20 protein-coding genes and 1 other RNA gene are annotated in these 19,540 nt (G+C 60.5%); 12 read left to right on the top strand and 9 right to left on the bottom strand.

The features are described from left to right. From WBV42_RS02285 to WBV42_RS02265, 5 genes are all read left to right on the top strand, one after another. A partial coding sequence (locus tag WBV42_RS02285; RefSeq protein ID WP_423984596.1) for an ABC transporter substrate-binding protein occupies positions 1-1,256 on the top strand: 1,256 nt, incomplete at its 5' end. A gap of 48 nt (positions 1,257-1,304) precedes the next feature. Beyond that, on the top strand, positions 1,305-2,318 hold the full coding sequence (locus WBV42_RS02280) for an ABC transporter permease (RefSeq protein WP_423984595.1): 1,014 nt from the start codon (positions 1,305-1,307) through the stop codon (positions 2,316-2,318). Next, entirely contained in the window at positions 2,315-3,241 is a 927-nt protein-coding gene (locus tag WBV42_RS02275) for an ABC transporter permease (RefSeq protein ID WP_423984594.1), read from the top strand. The genes WBV42_RS02280 and WBV42_RS02275 overlap by 4 nt, the downstream gene beginning before the upstream one ends. After that, positions 3,241-3,597, top strand: a complete 357-nt coding sequence (locus WBV42_RS02270; protein ID WP_423984593.1) for a DUF7268 family protein — start codon at positions 3,241-3,243, stop codon at positions 3,595-3,597. Before WBV42_RS02275 ends, WBV42_RS02270 begins: the two co-directional genes overlap by 1 nt. A 38-nt stretch (positions 3,598-3,635) precedes the next feature. Continuing rightward, positions 3,636-3,854 (top strand): hypothetical protein, encoded by a 219-nt coding sequence (locus WBV42_RS02265; protein WP_423984592.1) that lies wholly within the window; start codon positions 3,636-3,638, stop codon positions 3,852-3,854. Here the strand turns inward: WBV42_RS02265 and WBV42_RS02260 are convergent. From WBV42_RS02260 to WBV42_RS02245, 4 genes are all read right to left on the bottom strand, one after another. After that, entirely contained in the window at positions 3,851-4,489 is a 639-nt protein-coding gene (locus tag WBV42_RS02260; RefSeq protein WP_423984591.1) for a dienelactone hydrolase family protein, read from the bottom strand. The two genes, WBV42_RS02265 and WBV42_RS02260, sit on opposite strands and share 4 nt — an antisense overlap. 85 nt (positions 4,490-4,574) lie before the next feature. Further along, entirely contained in the window at positions 4,575-5,291 is a 717-nt protein-coding gene (locus WBV42_RS02255; RefSeq protein ID WP_423984590.1) for a sugar phosphate nucleotidyltransferase, read from the bottom strand. Between the two features lie 44 nt (positions 5,292-5,335). Continuing rightward, a complete protein-coding gene (locus WBV42_RS02250) occupies positions 5,336-6,607 on the bottom strand; it encodes a dihydroorotase (RefSeq protein WP_423984589.1) in 1,272 nt (423 codons plus the stop codon). Between the two features lie 25 nt (positions 6,608-6,632). Beyond that, positions 6,633-7,319, bottom strand: a complete 687-nt coding sequence (locus WBV42_RS02245) for a lipoyl protein ligase domain-containing protein (protein WP_423984588.1) — start codon at positions 7,317-7,319, stop codon at positions 6,633-6,635. Between the two features lie 53 nt (positions 7,320-7,372). Here WBV42_RS02245 and WBV42_RS02240 point away from each other — a divergent pair, with 53 nt between their 5' ends. Beyond that, positions 7,373-8,290: a hypothetical protein gene (locus WBV42_RS02240; protein WP_423984587.1), complete on the top strand. Its 918-nt coding sequence runs from the start codon at positions 7,373-7,375 to the stop codon at positions 8,288-8,290. Between the two features lie 114 nt (positions 8,291-8,404). Here WBV42_RS02240 and WBV42_RS02235 read toward each other — a convergent pair whose 3' ends face one another. Beyond that, positions 8,405-8,977: a cysteine hydrolase family protein gene (locus WBV42_RS02235; protein ID WP_423984586.1), complete on the bottom strand. Its 573-nt coding sequence runs from the start codon at positions 8,975-8,977 to the stop codon at positions 8,405-8,407. Positions 8,978-9,082: 105 nt separating this feature from the next. Between WBV42_RS02235 and WBV42_RS02230 the strand changes: the two genes are divergently transcribed. Then, the gene (locus tag WBV42_RS02230) at positions 9,083-10,585 is read left to right on the top strand and encodes an Hvo_1808 family surface protein (protein ID WP_423984585.1); all 1,503 of its coding nucleotides are present in this window, start codon (positions 9,083-9,085) and stop codon (positions 10,583-10,585) included. Between the two features lie 127 nt (positions 10,586-10,712). Further along, a complete protein-coding gene (locus tag WBV42_RS02225; RefSeq protein WP_423984584.1) occupies positions 10,713-11,852 on the top strand; it encodes a nicotinate phosphoribosyltransferase in 1,140 nt (379 codons plus the stop codon). On the opposite strand, the gene WBV42_RS02220 is transcribed toward WBV42_RS02225, so the two are convergent. Continuing rightward, positions 11,849-12,451, bottom strand: coding sequence for a TIGR00296 family protein (locus WBV42_RS02220; protein WP_423984583.1), 603 nt, complete (start codon positions 12,449-12,451; stop codon positions 11,849-11,851). The two genes, WBV42_RS02225 and WBV42_RS02220, sit on opposite strands and share 4 nt — an antisense overlap. Positions 12,452-12,567: 116 nt before the next feature. Here WBV42_RS02220 and rnpB point away from each other — a divergent pair. Together rnpB and WBV42_RS02210 are read left to right on the top strand one after the other, a co-directional pair. Continuing rightward, positions 12,568-13,041, top strand: an RNA gene (gene rnpB, locus WBV42_RS02215) — RNase P RNA component. A 466-nt stretch (positions 13,042-13,507) separates the two neighbouring features. Continuing rightward, on the top strand, positions 13,508-14,542 hold the full coding sequence (locus WBV42_RS02210) for a matrixin family metalloprotease (RefSeq protein WP_423984582.1): 1,035 nt from the start codon (positions 13,508-13,510) through the stop codon (positions 14,540-14,542). Between the two features lie 10 nt (positions 14,543-14,552). Here WBV42_RS02210 and WBV42_RS02205 read toward each other — a convergent pair whose 3' ends face one another. From WBV42_RS02205 to WBV42_RS02195, 3 genes are all read right to left on the bottom strand, one after another. Further along, complete coding sequence (locus tag WBV42_RS02205; RefSeq protein WP_423984581.1) at positions 14,553-15,650, bottom strand: aminopeptidase; 1,098 nt, start codon at positions 15,648-15,650, stop codon at positions 14,553-14,555. A gap of 47 nt (positions 15,651-15,697) precedes the next feature. Next, a complete protein-coding gene (locus WBV42_RS02200) occupies positions 15,698-18,316 on the bottom strand; it encodes a valine--tRNA ligase (protein ID WP_423984580.1) in 2,619 nt (872 codons plus the stop codon). A 153-nt stretch (positions 18,317-18,469) separates the two neighbouring features. After that, complete coding sequence (locus WBV42_RS02195) at positions 18,470-18,664, bottom strand: hypothetical protein (protein ID WP_423984579.1); 195 nt, start codon at positions 18,662-18,664, stop codon at positions 18,470-18,472. A 298-nt stretch (positions 18,665-18,962) separates the two neighbouring features. Here WBV42_RS02195 and WBV42_RS02190 point away from each other — a divergent pair, with 298 nt between their 5' ends. Further along, the gene (locus WBV42_RS02190; protein WP_423984578.1) at positions 18,963-19,205 is read left to right on the top strand and encodes a thermonuclease family protein; all 243 of its coding nucleotides are present in this window, start codon (positions 18,963-18,965) and stop codon (positions 19,203-19,205) included. A gap of 48 nt (positions 19,206-19,253) precedes the next feature. Then, a partial coding sequence (locus WBV42_RS02185; protein WP_423984577.1) for an NAD(P)-binding domain-containing protein occupies positions 19,254-19,540 on the top strand: 287 nt, incomplete at its 3' end.

The following is a 19,540-nucleotide window of genomic DNA, read 5'->3' as shown; positions in this document are numbered from 1 at the left end:
AGTACTACCCCGGCAAGAAGTACGCCTCCTCGTACGGGCCGTACACGCTCGGCGTCGTCAAGAACGTGGAAGCGGCGAGCGACCACAAACTGAAGATCAACCTGGAGAAGAAGTACGCGCCCATCCTCCCGAACCTCGCGATGTTCGTCTCCGCGGTTCACTCGAAGAAGGCCATCAAGTCGAAGGGCAAGAAGCTCAAATCCGACCCCGTCGGAACCGGTCCGTTCAAGCTCAAGAACTGGGATACGAGCAACAACCGCGTCCGTCTCGAAAAGAACGCGGACTACTGGGGAGACGGTCCCCACGTCGACGAGGTCGTGTTCACCGTCGTCGGGAGCAACACGTCCCGCGCACAGACGCTCGACTCGGGCGACGCCCAGATCATCGACGGCCTCGGCGCACAGTCCTCACAGCAGGTCGAGAAGTCGAGCAACGCGAAACTCGTCTCCGCCGCCGGTATCAACATCGGCTACATGGCGTTCAACATGGCGAAGGTGAATCCGTTCCGGGAGAAGAAGGTCCGGCAGGCCCTCAGCTACGCCATCAACACGAAGGCCATCGTCGATACCATCTTCAAGGGTATCGCGAAGGAGGCGAACCAGCCGATTCCGGAAAGCGTCATGGGCTACAACGACAGCATCAGCCCGTACGAGCACAACCCGGAGAAGGCGAAGAAGTTGCTGAAGGAAGCGGGTTACGGCGACGGTTTCTCGTTCGAGTTGGCGACGTTCAAGAACCCGCGGACGTACAACCCGAGCCCGATTCAGGCGGCTCAGACGGTCCAATCCAACCTGCACCAAGTCGGCATCGACGTGACCATCAACCAGCAGGCGTTCGACCCGTTCCTCGATTACACCAGTAGCGGAAAACACGACGCGTGTTTCCTCGGCTGGATGACGGACAACGCCGACCCGGACAACTTCTACTACGCGCTGCTCCACCCCGGCGTCTCCATCGACAAGGTTCCGAAGGGACAGGACTGGGTCAGCTTCGACGCGGAGAACTTCAACACGCTCAACGTGGCCGGATGGGCGAACACGGACTTCATGAAGCTCGTCGAGGACGCGCAGGTGACCTACGACAACGGGACGCGAAAGAAGAAGTACCAGCAGGCGGGTAAACTCGCCCACGACGAAGCGCCGTGGGTGTTCATGGACCACGCCAAAGACCTTCGTGGCGTCCACAACCGGGTCAGCGGGTTCAAACTCGCACCCATCAGCGGTCCGTACCTTCGTCTCGTGAAGCTCAACGGCTAACTTTACTAACGAGCATTTTTTGACCCCTCGTAAGTGAGATTGGAGTAGATGATATCCAAGCGGTTCGTTGTCAAACGACTGTTGCTACTCGTTCCCGTACTACTCGGGGTGGCAACGTTCGTCTTCGCAATTCTGCAACTGTCTCCGGGTGACCCCGCGAAGGTGGTCGCCGGCCAACGTGCATCGAAGGCGTTCGTCGAGCAGGTTCGCCACCAGATGGGGTTGGACCGACCGATTTGGGTCCAGTACCTCGATTTCCTGTGGAAGGCGCTTCACCTCAACCTCGGACAGTCCTATCAGATTCGAAAAGGTGTTCCGGTCACGAATATCCTCCTGCACCGGCTTCCGGTCACCGTCGAAATGGCGATTTACGGGCAGATAATCGGTGTCCTGTTCGGAATTCCGCTCGGCGTGATTTCAGCCATCAAGCAGGATTCGGCGACCGACCACCTCACCCGATTCGGCGCGCTTTCTGGAATCAGCATCCCGATTTACTGGAGCGGACCGCTCCTCATCCTGCTGTTCGCCCAGTATCTCCACCTGTTCCCGCCGAGCGGCCGCATCGGCTCGCAGTACAGTATCAACCTCGTTACCGGCCTCATCACGGTCGATACGTTGTTGAACGGCAACTTCGCGGCGTTCCAGTCGGCCGTGATGCACCTGTTCTTGCCCGCACTCGTCATCGGTATCTACTCGATGGCGCTCATCTCGCGCATGATGCGGTCGTCCATGCTGGAGGTCGTCCGGCAGGACTACATCCGAACCGCCCGCGCGAAGGGGCAGGGAACCAAAATCACGATGCTGAAACACGGCTTCCGGAACGCGTTGATTCCGGTCGTCACCGTCATCGGCATTCAGTTCGGTACGCTCCTCGGCGGTGCGGTGCTGACCGAAACCGTCTTCGGCATTCCGGGTATCGGGACGATGCTCGTGAACTCCATCGAAGTCGGAGACTTCCCGGTGGTGCAGGGGACCGTGTTGATGTTCGCACTCCTGTTCACCCTCGTCAACTTGTTCGTGGACATCACCTACTCCTATCTCGACCCGAGGATTCAACAATGAGCACGCAAACCGAAAACAGCGAAACGGTTTCCCGTGGGTTCTTCGCACGCTTACAGGCCTCGCCGTTTCTCTCCGAACTCCTGTCGAATCGCCTCGCAGTCACCGGTCTCGCCATCATCGTCTTCATGCTCCTGGTGGCGGTCTATGCGAGACTAACCATCGACCTCGAAACCATCAAACTGACGCAGATCGGGGTGATACCGAGCCTTCACCCACCGAGCGCGAAATATCCCTTTGGAACGACCCAACTGGGACGGGATATCTTCCCGCGCGTCCTCTACGGCGCGTGGTACGCCATGCTGTTCGGCACGGTGACCGTCGTCGCCTCGACGGCCCTCGGCGTCGGACTCGGCATCGTCGCGGCCTACTACAGCGACCTCACCGATAACGTCATCATGCGGACGATGGACGTGCTGCTGGCGTTCCCATCGCTCCTCTTGTCGCTCGCGTTGGTCGCCATTTTCCCGAGAAGTTGGGGAATGTGGCGTGCAGTCATCGCGCTCATGCTGGTCTATACGCCCCGCTTCGCCCGCGTCGTCCGCGGGGCGGCCCTGAAAGTGCTCGAAGACGAGTACATCGACGCGACGGTGGCGTTGGGCGCTCAGAACGCACGCGTCTTGGCTCGTCACGTCCTGCCGAACTGTCTCGCACCCATTACGGTGCAGAGTACGCTCAACTTCGGTCTCGCCATCCTCGACCTCGCGGCACTGTCGTTCCTCGGATTCGGTGCAGACCCCGGAACGCCGTCGTGGGGACTGATGCTCGCGAATGGTGTCAATCACGGCTTGTTCAGCGTTCCGAGCGCGTGGTGGTGGTCGTTCTTCCCCGGCCTCTTCCTCGCGGTCACGGTGCTGGGATTCAACCTGCTCGGTGACGGGATGCGCGACGCCCTCGACCCCCGGATGCGCGAAGCGGTCGACTGATGGACTTCGCCGGTTATCTGCGCCCGCGACTCCGTCTCATCGTTCGATTCGGACTTTTTGGCATCGTCCTCAGCAGTGCTGCCATGCTCCTCGTCGTCGCTAATGGAGAGACGGTCTCGTTCGCCAGTCGGAAGACGTTCGCGGTCGCCACACTCGCGTTCGGGTTCGCCATCCTCGGCTGGTCGGGGTCGGTGTTCGCCGGAGCTGCAATCGAAAATATGCAGGCGCACCTCGATACGAATTCGAACTGGACGGAGGCGGGGTCCCGCCGAGCCATGACGGCCATCGGAAGTTTCGGCGCTGGCGGCATGCTCGGCGTCGTCGTTATGACGACCGTCTTGCGTGCGGCACACTGAGCCGCAACATTTTTTATTATATCATTGCTATGGAAGATATGGTCGTCTTCGAAACACTGTTTGTGGGCGTCGTATTCTCCATATTCGGCGTCGTCGTCACGACGAAACCGCGAGAAGTGTTTGGAATAAGACAGTCAGTTGCGGTCGCATCGACCGGCGAACTCGGCGAGTTCGGTGTCGCGCGGTATCAGACCTACGGGTTGCTCTGTGTCCTCGCCGGACTGCTTCTCGCATTGGTCCCCTTCTTCCTTCCTTAAGGCTCGACGAGTTTCGACACGAACCACTCACCGGCGAGGGTCGCAACTGTCTCCAGCGTTCCCGGTTCCTCGAACAGGTGCCCCGCCCCATCGACGACCTCCAATCGCTTTTCACACCCCAACTCGTCGTACGCCTCCCGATTCAGTTCGAGTACGTCGGTGTCCCGTCCGCCGACGACAAACAGCGACGGGGCGGTCACATCGGCGAGAGTGTCCATCGCGAGGTCCACACGCCCACCGCGCGAGACCGTCGCTCCGATGTCCGGACGTCGTGCGGCGGCACGCAGTGCAGCGGCCGCACCCGTACTCGATCCGAAGTAACCGATACGACGCTCCGCGATTCCCCGCTCGTCTTCGAGCCACTTCGTCGCCGCGCCGAGGCGGTCGGTCAGTAACCCGATGTCGAACCGATTCGCGTACGTCTCGTCCTCCGCTTCGGTGAGCAAGTCGAACAGGAGCGTTCCGAGACCGAACTCGTGGAGTCGCTCCGCGACGAAGTTGTTTCGTGGGCTGTGCCGACTACTCCCGCTCCCGTGTGCGAACACCACGATTCCCGTCGAACCCTCCGGAACGTCGAGAAACCCGTCGAGGCGAACGGAATCGATGGGTATCTCGACCGTGTTCTCCCCCGGCATATCGCACTGACTATCGTCGCGAGAGTGCCTAATCTTGGTGGCTCCACTGTCCAACGTCCGCAGATCGCAGATCGCAGATCGCCGATCACCGATCACCGACGAGTCGCCGCTCCGCGTCGTCCCGCTCCGCAGGAGTGTTGACGTTTACCGTCCATCCGTCGGTTTGCATCACCAGCATCGTATTCTCGGCGACGAACCGCTCGATGGACTCCGCGAGTTCGTATTCGCCGCGCACCGACAACTCGGTCTCGGCACACGCCTCGAAGATCGAGGGACTGTAAACCGCGAATCCCGCGGCGATGAGGCTCGGTTCGGGCGGGTCGTCGGGTTCCTTTTCGATTCCGAGTAACTCACCGCCGTCCGTCACGTCACAAATAGCCTTCACGCGCGCCGCCTCGGTCGGGACTTCTTCGACCTGTTGTACTGCATCCACTCCCGCTTCGCGCTGTCGTGTGACGAGCGGTTCGAGGTCCGCGCGGATCACACAGTCACCGTCGAAACACATGAAATCCCCCTCGACGTACGGTTCGGCCTGCAACAGCGCGTGTGCCATCCCCAACTGCTTGTCCTGACGAACGTACGTTATCGGGACGCCGGAGAACGACGCCCCGTATCGTTCTCGAATCCGTTTCCCTTCGTATCCGACGACGACGACCAACTCCTCCGCATCGAGTTCGAGGGCGTTCTCGAAACAGCGAGTCAGGATCGGTTTTCCGGCTACCTCGACCAGCGCTTTCGGTTTCTCGTCGGTGAGTGGACGAAGACGGGTTCCCTTTCCGGCGGCGAGGACGACTGCTTGCATAGGGTCGCTACACGCTACACCCCCACGACGGATAATTTCGGGGTCTATGCTCGAACGTTTTCCCCGATTTGCTCGCCGAACTCGCCATCCTCGAAGACGACGTGACCGCGAACCATCGTCATCTCGGGGAACACACCCATCCACCCTTCGAACGGTGTCCAGTCGCAGTTGGTATGGAGGTCGTCCGCCCGAATCTCGCGGGATTCGTCGGGGTCGACGAGGACGAGGTCGGCCATCCGACCCTCCTCGATTCGACCCTTTCGCGGCAGACCGAACACCTTCGACGGGTTTCGAGCCGTGAGGTCGGCGACGCGTTCGTAGCTGAGATTCCCTTTGCGTGCTTGCTCCAACAGGAGCGGGAGCATCGTCTCGACGCCCGGCACGCCGCTCGGTGCGTCCCAGATTCCGGCGTCCTTCTCCTCGCGCGTGTGGGGCGCGTGGTCGGTCGCGATCATATCCACCGTCCCGTTCGCCACGCGCGCGAAGACTTCCTCACGGCTCTCTTCGCTCCGGAGCGGGGGATTCATCCGCCCGAACGTCCCGAGTTCGTCGAGGTGGTCGCGCGAGAGGAACATGTGATGCGGCGTCACCTCGCAGGTCGCACCCGCGTCCTTCGCCACGTCGATTCCCTCCGGCGTGCTGGTGTGGGCGATGTGCAGTCGCGCGTCGAGGTCGTTCCCGATTTTACACGCCCGTTCGGCGGCGTCGGCCTCGGCTTCCGCGGTTCGGTAAGCGCTCCACGCGTCCGCATCGTCACGGGATTTCGCGTCCGAATCGAACAGATCAGCGTTCTCGGCGTGCACCGTCACGACGACGTAGTTGTCCGTCGCTCGCTCCACCGCCACCCGAAACAGGTCCTCCTCGATACCCATTTTCCCGGTCGAATCCGCCAGGAACACCTCACCGAGCGCGAGAATCGGCTTCTCGAACAGTTCGTCCGGATTCCAGTCGGGTGTGACACCGCCGTTGATGCCGTAATCGACGTAGGATTCGGCCGCGAATTTGGCTTTCTCGTCGAACGACGCGGCATCGACCGTCGGTGGGTTGGTATTCGGTTGGTCTACGACCGTCGTCACGCCACCTGCGGCCGCGCTCTTGCTGCCGGTCTCCCACGTCTCCTTGTGTGAAAAGCCGGGCTGGCGGAAGTGGACGTGAGCGTCGATAGCGCCGGGCAACAACAGTTTTCCAGTCGCATCGACCACCTCGCCGGACTCCGTGAGCGAAGAGCCGACGGCCGATATCCTCCCGGCGTCTGTGTCGATACGAACGTCTCGTCTACTCCCAGAAGGTAGCGTCGCGTTCCGGATTGTGAGCATACTCGCCACTGTTCCGGGAACCGTCCTAAATCCCTCGGTCAACGTGTTCGACCGTCACGTCCGCGCCACCGACCAACATCTCCTCGATTATCTCGATGACACGCTCCGGGTCGCTATCACCGTCCACCTTGGCGATACTCCCGACCGAATCGGGATTGAACGGGACGTCGAGGGCGGAATAAATCGGGTCCAAGACGCCCGCGATTTCACCGTGGTCGTCCACGATGACGACGCCGGAAACGAGCGCCGCACCGGTTCGAACCCGTTGTGCCACGCCGGCAACCTTTCCCTTCCACTGGAGCGAGTAATCACCCGGACAGAACGACCGTTCCGGCTCGCCGCGCTGGGCCGGAACCCCCAGTCGCCAGAACGCGCGCTGGAGGTCCTCCGTGATTTCGGCGTACCGCTTTTCCATGCCCGTTCGCATGTCCGCCAGCGGGACCGTTTTGGCGAACGCGACCGTCGTTCCGGTGTATGCGACGGCACGTCCACCGACGCTTCGTTCGAGAGGTTCGAACCCACACGCCCGCGCGACGGATTTCGCGACGTCGTACTTCTCGGCACGGGTATCCCGCCGCCCGAACGCGATCTGTCGATGTGGTGTCCAGACGCGAACTGCGGATTCCTCCGTGTCCGCCGTATCCGTGAGCATCGCGGCAGTGACCTGCCGGTCCTCATCCCGCGTCTCCGCCTGCCCACGCAGCACACGCATGGCCCACTATTGTGACCCGATGTATGTAAACGCTCCCGCTCGTAACAGGGTTCATGGTCGGGCTTCCCCCTGACGTGTTGTCGCGTTACCCTCGATTTTCGATCTACAACTCGCCGTACGCCGCACACGACGAGGGCTGTGCTATCGACCTCTATCCCGACAACGAGGAGCCACGGACGCCCCTCGCGCCGAGTCCCGTCGCTGGCGAGGTGGTCGAAACCCGGACGGTAACGGCCCCGTCGAAACCCTACGCCGTGGAGCACGACCATCTCATCGTGGTCGATACCGGCGACTACCTCGCGCGCACCCTGCACGTCGATCCGTCGGTCGAGCCGGGAGACACGGTCGAAGTCGGCGACTCACTCGGTGAGCTGGTTCGCTCGGGCTTCTTTGCGCCGTGGGTCGCAAACCACATCCATCTCGGATTCCGCGAGCCAAATTCGAACCCCGTGCGTGCATCCGGATCGCTCCCGCTCGACCTCCCGGTGGACGTGGAACCGATTCCGTGGGACGGCACCGGGGAAGTGGTCGAGACCGGGGAGACGTTCGTCGTCCTCGATTCGCCGGTGCATCCCGCTCCCGGCGAGCGCTTCGCGGGTATCGAAGCCGCGGTCGGCGGCGACGCTGTAGTGCTGGATGGTGGACTGCCACACTACGAAGGTGGCGGCGTACTCCGTACACCGGAATATCGAGCGGCAACGCCGCGAGACGGCGGCGTGCTCCGCGCACCGGAAGGTCGAATGGAAACGGAATCGGAACCAGTGGCCCCGGAGCCAGTCTCACTGTTCGACGCTCGTGTCGGGAGGGCCGTCGGTCGCACCGTGACGTGGGACGACGTGGAGATTTGTGCGAACGGCGAACCGATCACCGGACTCTCCCTGTTCGTCTCGCTGGAGCAGTTCGGCGCGAAACTCGTCCGTCCCGGCCACGACTTTTCGGTCGGCGACTCGATTTCGGTGGAGATTCACTGAGCTGTCGAGTCCCTGTTTTGGCTTACTCCGCGCTGCTTTCGTATTCGTCCTTCAGTCTCTGGTATCGATCATCGTGGCGGGTTTGGCCGCATCTTCATTTAAAAACCTTCGTCGCTATTCGAACTCAATATCGTCCAGTTCCACACCTTCGCCGAACAACCATGCGGCGTGTTCGAGGGCGTAGTCCCGATGACCTTCTTCGATGTAGCCGACCGCATCCTCCACGATGACGGGTTTGAAATCGCGCAGTCCGGCGCTTCCGGCGGTGTGGAGCACACAGACGTTCGCCAGCGTCCCACAGATGAGCAGGTCGTGGATGTCGTGGGCGTTCAGGTAGCCTTCGAGGTCGGTCTGGTAGAAGGCGTCGTAGGTGTACTTCGTGACGACGTGGTCGTCCTCGCGAACGTCGAAGTCGTCCACGACCTCGGCCTCCCACGAACCTTCGAGGACGTGTTCGCCCCAGCGGTCGAACTCGTCGTAGTAGTGGGTGTCCTCGAACTGCTCGGGCGTGTGCACGTCGCGGGTGAACACGACGGACGCACCTGCGTCCCGAGCGCGCGCGAGGAGGTCTCGAATCGGGTCTATAACGTCCTCGCTTGCGGGGGAGTACAGACTCCCATCCGGATGACAAAAGCCGTTTTGCATATCGACGACGATGACGGCGGTCGAGTCGGAATCGACGTTCATACTGGGGACTACGGGCGGTTTTCACGAAACGGTTTCGCGTCAGGTTTATTTTGCCTCGCTTTCACGAGCTTTTTTACATAGCAGTCCTACGTTGCAGGCACGAGAATGCGAACATATACCGTAGTTGCGCTTGCCCTCATGCTCGTTCTCGCGGGGTGTGCCCAAGCCCCTGGCACGAATACGAGCACGAGCACGCAAAGCGGCCCTGACGTGACGAACACATCGCAGAACGACGGGACGGCGGTGTCCGGACCGAACACGAACAAAACGACTCACCCGCCGGACCCGAAATCCGACGTTCTCGGCTGGGAGAACGGATATTGGTACAACGAGACACTCTCCGTTGACGCGAGCGACGGCTTCAATCAGTCGGAAGTCGAGGCGATCGTCAATCGGGCGATGGCTCGTGACGAGAAGATACGCCATCTGGAGTTCACGCAGAAGGTCCCCGTCAAGATCGTTTCGCGAAAGGAGTTCCGCAAGCAACAGAGCAACCAGTCCGTCCCCGCAAACCGGCAGTTGTTCGACAATGCGAAGTACGAATCGCTGTTCATGATCAATGAATCGACGGACTCCATCGCGGTGCAGAACACGAACACCGGTTCGTCCGTCGGTGGCTACTACAGTCCGTCGAAGGACTCCATCGTCCTCGTCTCGAACGACAACGAACACCTGAAAGTGAGCGAGAGTACGCTCTCACACGAACTGATGCACGCACTTCAGGACCAGCATTTCGACATCACGTCGTTCAACAAGTCCACCCGGGAACAAACCAACGCCATCAATGGCCTGCTCGAAGGGGAAGCCAACAACATCGAGTTCCTCTATCAGAACCGCTGTCAGAACCAGTGGAAGGGAACGTGCTTCTCGGACACCGAGCAGAGTAGTGGCGGCGATCTCGCCAACATCGGACCGTACCTCATCAAATACCAACCGTACAGCGACGGTCCCGCGTTCATCCGATACATCCGCAAGCAGCAGGGTTGGGAGGGTGTCAACCAGTTGTACTCGAACCCACCCACCAGCACCGAACAGATAATCCACCCTGAGAAGTATCCGAGCGACGAACCGTCGAACATCTCAGTGCAGGATACGACGAGCGATGGCTGGAAACGTCTGAAACTGCAGGGGCGACCGAGCTACGGTCAAGTCGGTGAAACGGGCATCTTCGCGATGTTCATGTATCCGTACTACGAGAGCCAGGGAACCACACAGATCGTCCCCGCACAGAACTTCTTCAACAAGAACGGCGACAACCTGCAAACGGTCGATCCGCTCAACTACGAGAGCAAACCGACCGACGGATGGGACGGCGACAAGATCGTCGTCTACACGAACCCCAACGAGCCGAAAAACGAGACCGGCTACGTCTTCAAGACCAAGTGGGATTCGAGACAGGACGCGACACAGTTCGTGAACGCCTACAAGAAACTGCTCAACTACCACGACGCGAAGAAGGTCGACGGGAAGCAAAACACGTGGACGGTGCCAGACAGTACCGGCTTCGGTGATGCCTTCCAAGTTCGGCAGAACGGTAACACCGTCACCATCGTGAACGCGCCGACGGTGTCGGACCTCTCGCACGTTCACAGCAACACCGCATCGTAGAGCGCAACGACGTATCACAGCGCTTCGAATCGACCGTCGTTTCAGTTTCCGCTTTTCACACCGACGAATCCGGCCTTTTTTCTCTCTCGCGGGGAATACCCCCGGATATGCAAGACAGGTGGTTCGCGTGAGCGACCGATTCGACGTGGTTTCCGAGGAGTCAATCCGCGACGGAACCGCGACGGATGCCTACTTCCTTCGTACAGAGACGACGCTCGAAGCGGTCGGGAAGAACCCGCACGTCGTCGCCGAAGTGACCGCAGACCAGTTCCCGACCGGCGAGTTCGAACTCCTCTCCGGCGTGAAAGACGCGGCCCACCTTCTCTCCGGGCTTCCCATCGACGTGGACGCGATGGCGGAAGGTCGACTGTTCGACGGCGGACCGGTCATGTCCATCGAGGGCGACTATCTCGACTTCGCACGATACGAAACGTCGCTGTTGGGATTTCTCTCGCATGCGTCGGGAATGGCGACGAACGCGCTCGAAGCACGGCTCGCGGCCCCGGAGTCCACAGTCCTGAGTTTCGGTGCGCGGCACGTCCATCCGTCGATCGCGGCCGTGGTCGAGCGCTCCGCGCTCGTCGCGGGATTGGACGGGTTTTCGCACGTCGCGGCCGGTGAGGTACTGGGACGAGAACCCGGCGGCACCATGCCCCACGCGTTGATGATCTGTTTCGGGAACGGCAACCAGGAGGACGCATGGCGTGCGTTCGATGCCGCGGTCGGCGAGGACGTTCCCCGTGTCGCGCTCTGTGATACCTTCTCCGACGAAAAGGACGAGGTACTACGCGCGGCGCACACGCTCGGCGACGACCTCGACAGCGTTCGTATCGACACCACGGGGTCGCGGCGTGGAAACTTCGAACACATCCTACGGGAACTCCGCTGGGAACTGGATTCACACGGCTTCGAGGACGTCGATATCTTCGCAAGCGGCGGTCTCGGCCCGGCAGAACTCCGGAATCTCGGCGATATCGTGGACGGCTTCGGCGTCGGAAGCTACGTCAGCGACGCGAATCCGGTCGACTTCGCGCTCGACATCGTGGAAGTCGATGGCGAACCGGTGTCCAAGCGCGGTAAGCTCTCCGGACGAAAACAGGTGTATCGTACGGCCGATGGCGGCCATGACGTCGGTCTCGCACGCCACGACGCGGACGGTGAGAAGCTGCTACAGCCGCTGATCCGTGATGGGGAACTGGTACGGGAGTTCGGTATCGATGCTGCTGCTCGCCGTGCTGAAGAAGACGCGGCAGCCGTCAACTTTTAAATCCGCTCGATACTCCCCTCTGGTTCGCGCTCGCGGAACACCGGTCCGTCGACGAGTGTTACCGTCACGTCGTCGTCTTCCCATGCCCCGTGCGGGAGACCAGCCTTGCGACACGTTCGGTCGAGATACTCGAATGTACTCCAGTTGTGTTCGACCGGCAGGGTCGGATACATCCACGCTGCACCGCCACGACCTTCGATGGCGACCCCGTGTCGCCCTAGCCGAATGTCGTTTGCCGGATCGTTCGATAACTTGGTATCCTCGACGATGAACACGGAGATGTTGAGATTCGACAACTCTGCGGGTTCGATTTCCGACCCGCACGAATCCTCGCTCGCCGCCGCGATGGCGGAATCGACGATCGCGTGCCCCAACTGTTCGCTCGTGTCGTAGGCACCTGCGCACCCGCGTAGGCTTCCACGACCACGGGTGGATTCGAGCCGGACGAATACGCCAGTGCGTGCGTAGAACGCTTCTCGCATGCTTCCTGGCTGTTCTCGTTGTCCGTTGATCACGTAAGAATTGACTGCCTCCCGAGCGAGTTCGACCGCGCGCGTGCCATCCTCGTAGGAGAGGGTTACTGCCTGTGCCTCAGACATACAGATGGTTTATGCATACAAACACCTTCAACGCTTCCCTTCAACCTGGCCGGCTTTAAGGGCCCATGACTATTCGTATCGAACGGCTTAAACGCGTGCAAAGACTAGCTTTCCTCGGCAGAGGGAGCCCGGTTTCCGCGGTGCACGTGGTAATCGCCGCGTGCGGACGGTACCGGTTTCCGGTACCTACGTGAGGAAAGTCCCCCCACCCGCCGGGTAGGCAACCGGACGCAAGTCCGGAGTGGGAGACCACTGGCTCTGAAACAGAAACGAGACCACTTCGCGTGACCGATGAGGTGTGCGAACCGACCCGAGAGGGAAGGGAGTTAACCCACCGAGGGATCCGGTGGCAGTGCCACCGGAACGGCGCGACGGTAAAACCGCCGCGTCGATGCGTGCCGACGCTGTCGACACGCGGACCGCGAAGAATGGATGGAACGGTGAATCCTTGCCGGTGCAAGTCCGTGCCATATTGGTAGCCCGGACACGCCGTCGGAGTCTTCCGACGTGTCTCCGGAGATAATCCGGGGATGGTTCGGACGCTGAGCCGAATACTGGGCCGAACAGAAGGGGGCTTACTCCCCTCAGCCGCTATTCATTTAGATACCAAATGCGACGGCCAGTAATGCGACCCCAGCGAGTATTTCTATCGCAACTATCGCCACGGCGACGCTTGCTTTAATGTGCGTCATGCTGCCCAGTTTGGCTATCGGTATCACCCCCAATAAGTGAGAACGATGGTTATGCCCAGTTTCCTATTACAACAGAATCATAACGGATTGAACGGTTTTGAACGGTCAATCAGCGATGACAATCACGTTGTGGAACGATCTGGAACGTCCGAATTCGTCCTCCAATGAGCGATTAACCCGTTATCAGCACCCTAAAATCGGTTCCAATTATTCACTGAACGAAATACGTTGATCGATTCAATACATTAGTACAACATTGATAATAATAGCCCGCCTCGATCAAGAGTCGTATTTCCAAGCAATCTCCGAACTGGATTTTCCGAGGCCAGAAGGTTTGATAGGGCTAGCGTCGGATAACGTAACGATGAAGCAGCGTGTACTGTTGCTCGTTGCCTGTCTCGTCCTCGCAGGGTGTGCTGGCGCGCAGTTCGACTACACGACACACACCGTGACCAACCCGACGCGGACGGTGAACCAACAGACAGGAACGGAAACGGGAACCGGAATGGTCGCCGACCGCACGAACCCGTGGGGGGACGGGCCAGTGCAGGTTGCGATCAACGCGAGTGCCGACGGTTCGCGTAACTACGCTCCCGAGATACGACAGGCGCTCGATTACTGGGAGAACCACAGCGAGCAGTACGTTGGCTACTCGATTCAGTACGAGTTGACGCCGAACGCGGAACATCCCGATCTCGTGATCAACTTCGTCGATACCGTGAAAAGTTGTCCCCGCGTCGAAAACGCCGCTGGCTGTGCACCGTACATCACCGACTCGGCACAGATTTCCCGTCCCATGCGAATCGACGTGGACGACTCGTTTTCGAACGGTTCGACCGTTCTCATCCTGAAACACGAACTCGGCCACACGCTCGGGTTGAACCACAGTTCCGCTCCGCAGTCGATAATGGCCGCCTCGGCGGCACTCTCGACGCGGCCCCAACCGGACGCGACCGAGCGCGATCTCCCATGGGGGGACCCGGATTTCACGGTGTATCTCGGCGCGACGAAGGACCGCGCCGCGGTCAAAAAGCAGGTCCGGCACGCGCTCGACTACTACGCCGATGGCGCGGACGGGACGGTTCCGTCGAACGCTACGTTCTCGTTCACGAGGAATCGATCCGCGGCCGATATCGTGATTCAGTTCCCCGAGACGCTTCCGTGCAGCCCCGGAACGAGCGGCTCCTGTGGCGGTGTCCGTGGCACCGATCCCGACGGCGACTCCGCACTGGAGGAGTACGATAAGCTCACCATCTCGATTTCGGGCGTCGATACCGACACTATCGGGTGGTACACCGGTTACTGGTTGGGTTACGGATTCGGCCTCGACGAGTCGGAACTCGCACCGCCGTTCCAACACGCTTCGGAGCGGGAGCGCAGAAGTGACTGGTGGAAATAACTTCTTGCGGTTATTCCTCGAACCCGTCCTCCCACCGGAACGTGCCGTTTCGTTGGACGACCTCACCGTCGATTTCCATGCGCGAGTCCTCGCTCATGTCGGTGATCATATCGACGTGGACGGCGCTGTCGTTACCCGTTTCGCCGTCGGGAAGGCACGAGTCGTAGGCCCGTCCGACTGCCAGGTGGATCGTATCGCCCATCTTCTCGTCGAAGAGGATACTGTCGGTGAAGCGGTCGATGCCACGGTTCATGCCGATGCCGAGTTCGCCGAGTTTGCGTGCATCCTCGTCGGTGTCGAGGATGTCCGCCAGCACATCCTCGCCGGTGTCGGCGCTAAACGCCACGACCTCCCCGTCCTCGAACGTGAGCTGAACGTCCCGGATGTGTTGCCCTTGATGGGTCATCGGCACGTCGAAGAACACCTCGCCTTCGGTCGCGTGCGGTGCCGTGAACACCTCGCCGCTGGGGAGATTGTGTGAGTCGTACGCCACCGACGCGGAGCTATTGACCGCCGTTCTCCCCTCGATGGACATCGTGATGTCGGTGTTCTCCTTGACGATTCGAACCTCGCTTCCCTCGTCGATGAGCGTCTTCATCTTCTCCATCTCATCGGCCAGCGCCTTCCAGTCGCGGAGTACGGCGCTGTACACGAAGTCCCGATACTCCTTGTAAGCCATCCCCGCCTGCTGTGCGTATGCACGCGTGGGATGCTGTGTCGAAACCCAGTCCGTTCCGAGGCGCGTCTCGCGGATGAGCATCCGGGATTTGTCGTATGCCTGCTTCGTCTCCCCCGGAACGTCGGCCTTCCCCATCGTGTTGCGCGTTCCGGAGAGGACGAGAACGACGTCCGCGTTCTCGTACATCGCCAGTTCGGGTGCAGGGTTCTCGTCGAAGTCGCCGTCGTGTGTCCGAAGGAACGCCCGTTCGATCTCATCGGACCGGTACACGGTCAGCATGTTCGCGTTTCGCTCGCCCAGTTTCTCGCCGGCGGCGACGGCGAGGTCGTGTGCACCCTCATCGACCACGACGACGACGTCGTCGCCTTCTTCGACCCGCGCACTCCAATCGACCAGAATCTCCGCGTGTCCGTGAACTCGGTCGTCCATACCCCCAAATCGAAGACGACGAGAAAAGGTCCGGCGATTCAACGGCGCTACGGGAAGACGAGGACCGTCGCGTGTTCCGTCTCCAGCACTTCGACTTCCTCGCCGCTTTCGGCGCGGTACTCTTCCTCGATTTCGACCCAATCACCGTCGAGCGTGACCTCCTCGCCTGCCGCGTCGAGCGTGATTTCTCCGTGGGTGTCCAATTGGGCCTTGAGTTCTGCGGGGTCGGCGGATTCGAGTGCACCGACGACGGCACCCGCCTTGTCGCGGAACTTCGGACCTATGGATGAGTGATCGGGATCGATGCCGACCGGTGCGAGTTCGACGTTCGGTCGTCCCTCTTCGAGGTAGACGGGGCCGTTCACGGCTTCGCTCAGGTCGTAGGTGTCGGGGTGGCGCTCCGAGTCGTCGTACAGCTCGATACGGTTGATTTCACCGTTGAGAGCCATTCCTTCCTCGGATTTCCATGCTCGAACCTCGCTCGCGACTTCGGCGATGATGTCGCCCGCGAGTTCGGCCTCCTCGTCGTGCATCTCGACGTCGGGCCACGAGGCCTGATTGATGCTCGCTTCCGTGCCGGGAAGGTGGCTGTACACTTCCTCGGCGAAGAACGGCGAGAACGGCGCGAGCATGCGGACGACGGCCGAAACGCACGTGTAGAGCGCGTGGCGGGCCGCGTTCCGCTCGCCCGGACGACCTTCGTAGAGGCGGCCTTTCACGAGTTCGAGGTAGTCGTCAGCGAGGTCATCCCAAACGAACTCGCGGAGCGTTCTGAGCGCCCGGTCGTAGCGGTAGGCTTCCATGTCCTCGGCGATGCTGTCAGCCGCGTTCGAGAGTCGGGAGAGGATCCACCGGTCCGCGTCGCGGTAGGCCGGGTCCGCGATTTCCGGCGTGCTCTCGTCGAAGTGGTTCCGGGAGAACTGGAAGATGTTCCAGACCTTCGTGAGGAATCGGGAGGCCGAGGTGGCTTCCTTCGGCTGGAACTGCACGTCGCTTCCGGGTTGTCCGCCGAGCACCAGCGCCTGTCGAACCGAGTCGGCACCGTACTCCGCGACGGCGTCCTTCGGCGTCACGACGTTGCCGCGCGACTTGCTCATCTTGTTGCCGTCCGGGCCGAACACCATGCCGTTGATGAGGATTTCGTCCCACGGCCGTTTGTCGGTGAGTTCGCCGACGCGGAGGAGCGTGTAGAACGCCCACGTCCGGATGATGTCGTGGCCCTGGGGGCGCAGCGAAACGGGTTCGAACTCGTCCAAGTCGAGGTCCTCGGGCCATCCCGTGATGTGTAGCGGTGTGATGGACGAATCCATCCACGTGTCCATCACGTCGGTTTCGCCCGTCCACGCGTCCGCGCCACAGTCGGGACAGTCGCCGGTGGCGGGACCGGTTTCGGTCGGGTCGACCGGCAGTTCGTCGATGTCCGCGATATGCCAGTGGCCGCACTCCTCGCACTCCCACGCCGGAATCGGCGTGGCGAAGACGCGCTGGCGGGAGATAACCCAGTCCCAGCTCATCCCGTCCGCCCACTCTTCGAGACGGGCGTACATGTGCTCGGGAATCCACTCGACTTCCTGTGCTTTCTCGACGATTTTGTCCGGTTCGACTTCGACGAACCACTGTTCTTTCGAGAGGATTTCGATGGGTGTATCACACCGCCAGCAGGTGCCGACGGACTGCTCGGTCGGTTCCGAATCGTTCAGGTAGCCCTCCTCGGCCAACGCGTCGGCGATTTCCGTTTTCGCCGCGTCGATGGCCAATCCCTCGAACTCACCCGCGAGTTCGTTCAGGTGGCCGTCCTCGGTGAACACTGGACGGAGGTCGAGGTCGTGTCTCGCCCACCAGTCCACGTCCTGTTTGTCCCCGAACGTACAGATCATGACCGCGCCGGTCCCGAACTCGCCGTCCACGTCGTCGTCGCTGACGAGTTCCACTTCCTGCCCGAACAGCGGGACTTCGAACGTCTCGCCGATGCGGTCGGCGTAGCGTTCGTCCTCGGGATCGACAGCCATGCCGACACACGCCGCGAGCAGTTCGGGGCGCGTGGTTGCGATTTCTATATCATTGTTGTCCACGCCGTCGAAGGTGACGTAGTAGAGCGTTCCCGTTCGGTCCTCGTTCTCGACTTCCGCGTCCGCGATGGCGGTCTCACAGCGCGGACACCAGTTGACGGGGTGTTCGTCGCGGTAGACGTGATCTTCCATCTCGACGAACGAGCGCTGGGTTTTCCCCCAGTATTCGGGGTCCATCGTGCGGAACTCCGCGTTCCAGTCGATGGAGAACCCGAGTTCGTTCATCGTCTCCTTCATCGAGTCGATCTGCTCCTCGGTGTGCTCAATGCAGAGCTGACGGAACTTCTCGCGGGAGACTTCGGTGCGGTGAATGTCGTGGTTCTCCTCGACCTTCACCTCGGTCGGCAGACCGTGACAGTCCCATCCCTGTGGGAAGAGGACTTGTTCACCTTTGAGTCGGTGGTAGCGCGCCGCGAAGTCGATGTAACTCCACTGGAGTCCGTGGCCGATGTGAAGGTTACCCGTCGGGTACGGTGGCGGCGTGTCGATGACATACTCCAGATCGCCATCCGGCGTGTACACGTCGGAGTCTTGCCATTCGTCCTTCCACTTTCGCTCGATACGCTCTGGTTCGTAGTCGTTTGGAACGTCAGTCATGGCTGCAAATCCCTGTCGCTAAATGGTGAATCGGCGAGAAACACTATCGACTCGTTGTCTACGCTACAGACGTACTACCGACACCATCGCGCTCATACCTGTGACTCTGCGCGGCGTCGCTGATAAAGGTTCCCGTCCATTGATCCCGTGAAATCAACTCCGAACCGTCCGATACGTCCTAAAGAGGAGGAATCCGCCCATCGTTCCGAGAGCCGTGACGACGGCGAAGAGGAAATTCGGGAAGTTCCGGACGAGGAACATGAGATACGGTATCGTAACGAAGAAGGCGATGAGACAGAGGAGAACGATAACGAGGTTCAATCGCCAAACGATTCTGTCCTCATTCATACCCTCAACACACCCCCCGTGTTGTTATTTGTTTGGACCGGATGAAAGATACAAACGATTCTCGTCGTTCGAGTCCATGGCTCGTGACTCGACCGAGCGACGTAGGGGTCAGGTGCGCAATCCCCCTAAATCCTGAAAGACTGGAAAGAAAAGTGATTTTGCCGAAGAAGTTCCGATGGCTGCCATCCAGTTTTGCATCGATTGCTATCGATGTGTCTCTTCACATGCAAAATACTCATAGTACAATATATTGATTTTAATTGTATAAATAAATGCAACAACTCGGAAGCGAGTTCTCATGATTGCTCTCGTTCTCCTGATCCTCGGTATCATCGGCGGGTTAGCCAGCAGGCCGACCGCGGCGTCGATAACTGACAGCGAACAGGTAACGGTCACGGACGTCGTGGACGGCGACACGCTGGATATCCAGTATTCGAACGGTTCGACCGATACGGTTCGACTTCTCGGCGTCGATACGCCCGAATCCTACGGCGACAACACGACGGACTCGGGAAGTCGCGTGACAAGTCGAATATACTGACTCCGCGAAATCGCAACCCCTACCACCCCCGCCACGCAGGGTTCACCCATGCAACTGGGCGTCATCGGACTCGGACGGATGGGTCGCATCGTAGTGGACAGAACCCTCGACGCTGGACACGATATCGTGGCGTACGACGTCGCGGAGGAGGCCGTCGAATCCGCCGCGGAAGCGGGCGCGGAACCGGCCGACTCGGTCGCGGACCTCGCGGAGAAACTCGGCGACGAGAAACGGATCTGGTTGATGGTTCCCGCCGGTGACCCCGTGGACGCCGCCCTCGAAGATTTGGAACCGTACCTCGACGCGGACGACGTCGTCGTCGACGGTGGAAACTC

Source organism: Haladaptatus sp., assembly GCF_049589095.1.
In the GTDB taxonomy this organism is placed as follows: Archaea; Halobacteriota; Halobacteria; order Halobacteriales; family Haladaptataceae; genus Haladaptatus.
Note: the sequence above shows the minus strand (reverse complement) of the source record. Positions and strands in the feature narration are given on the sequence as shown.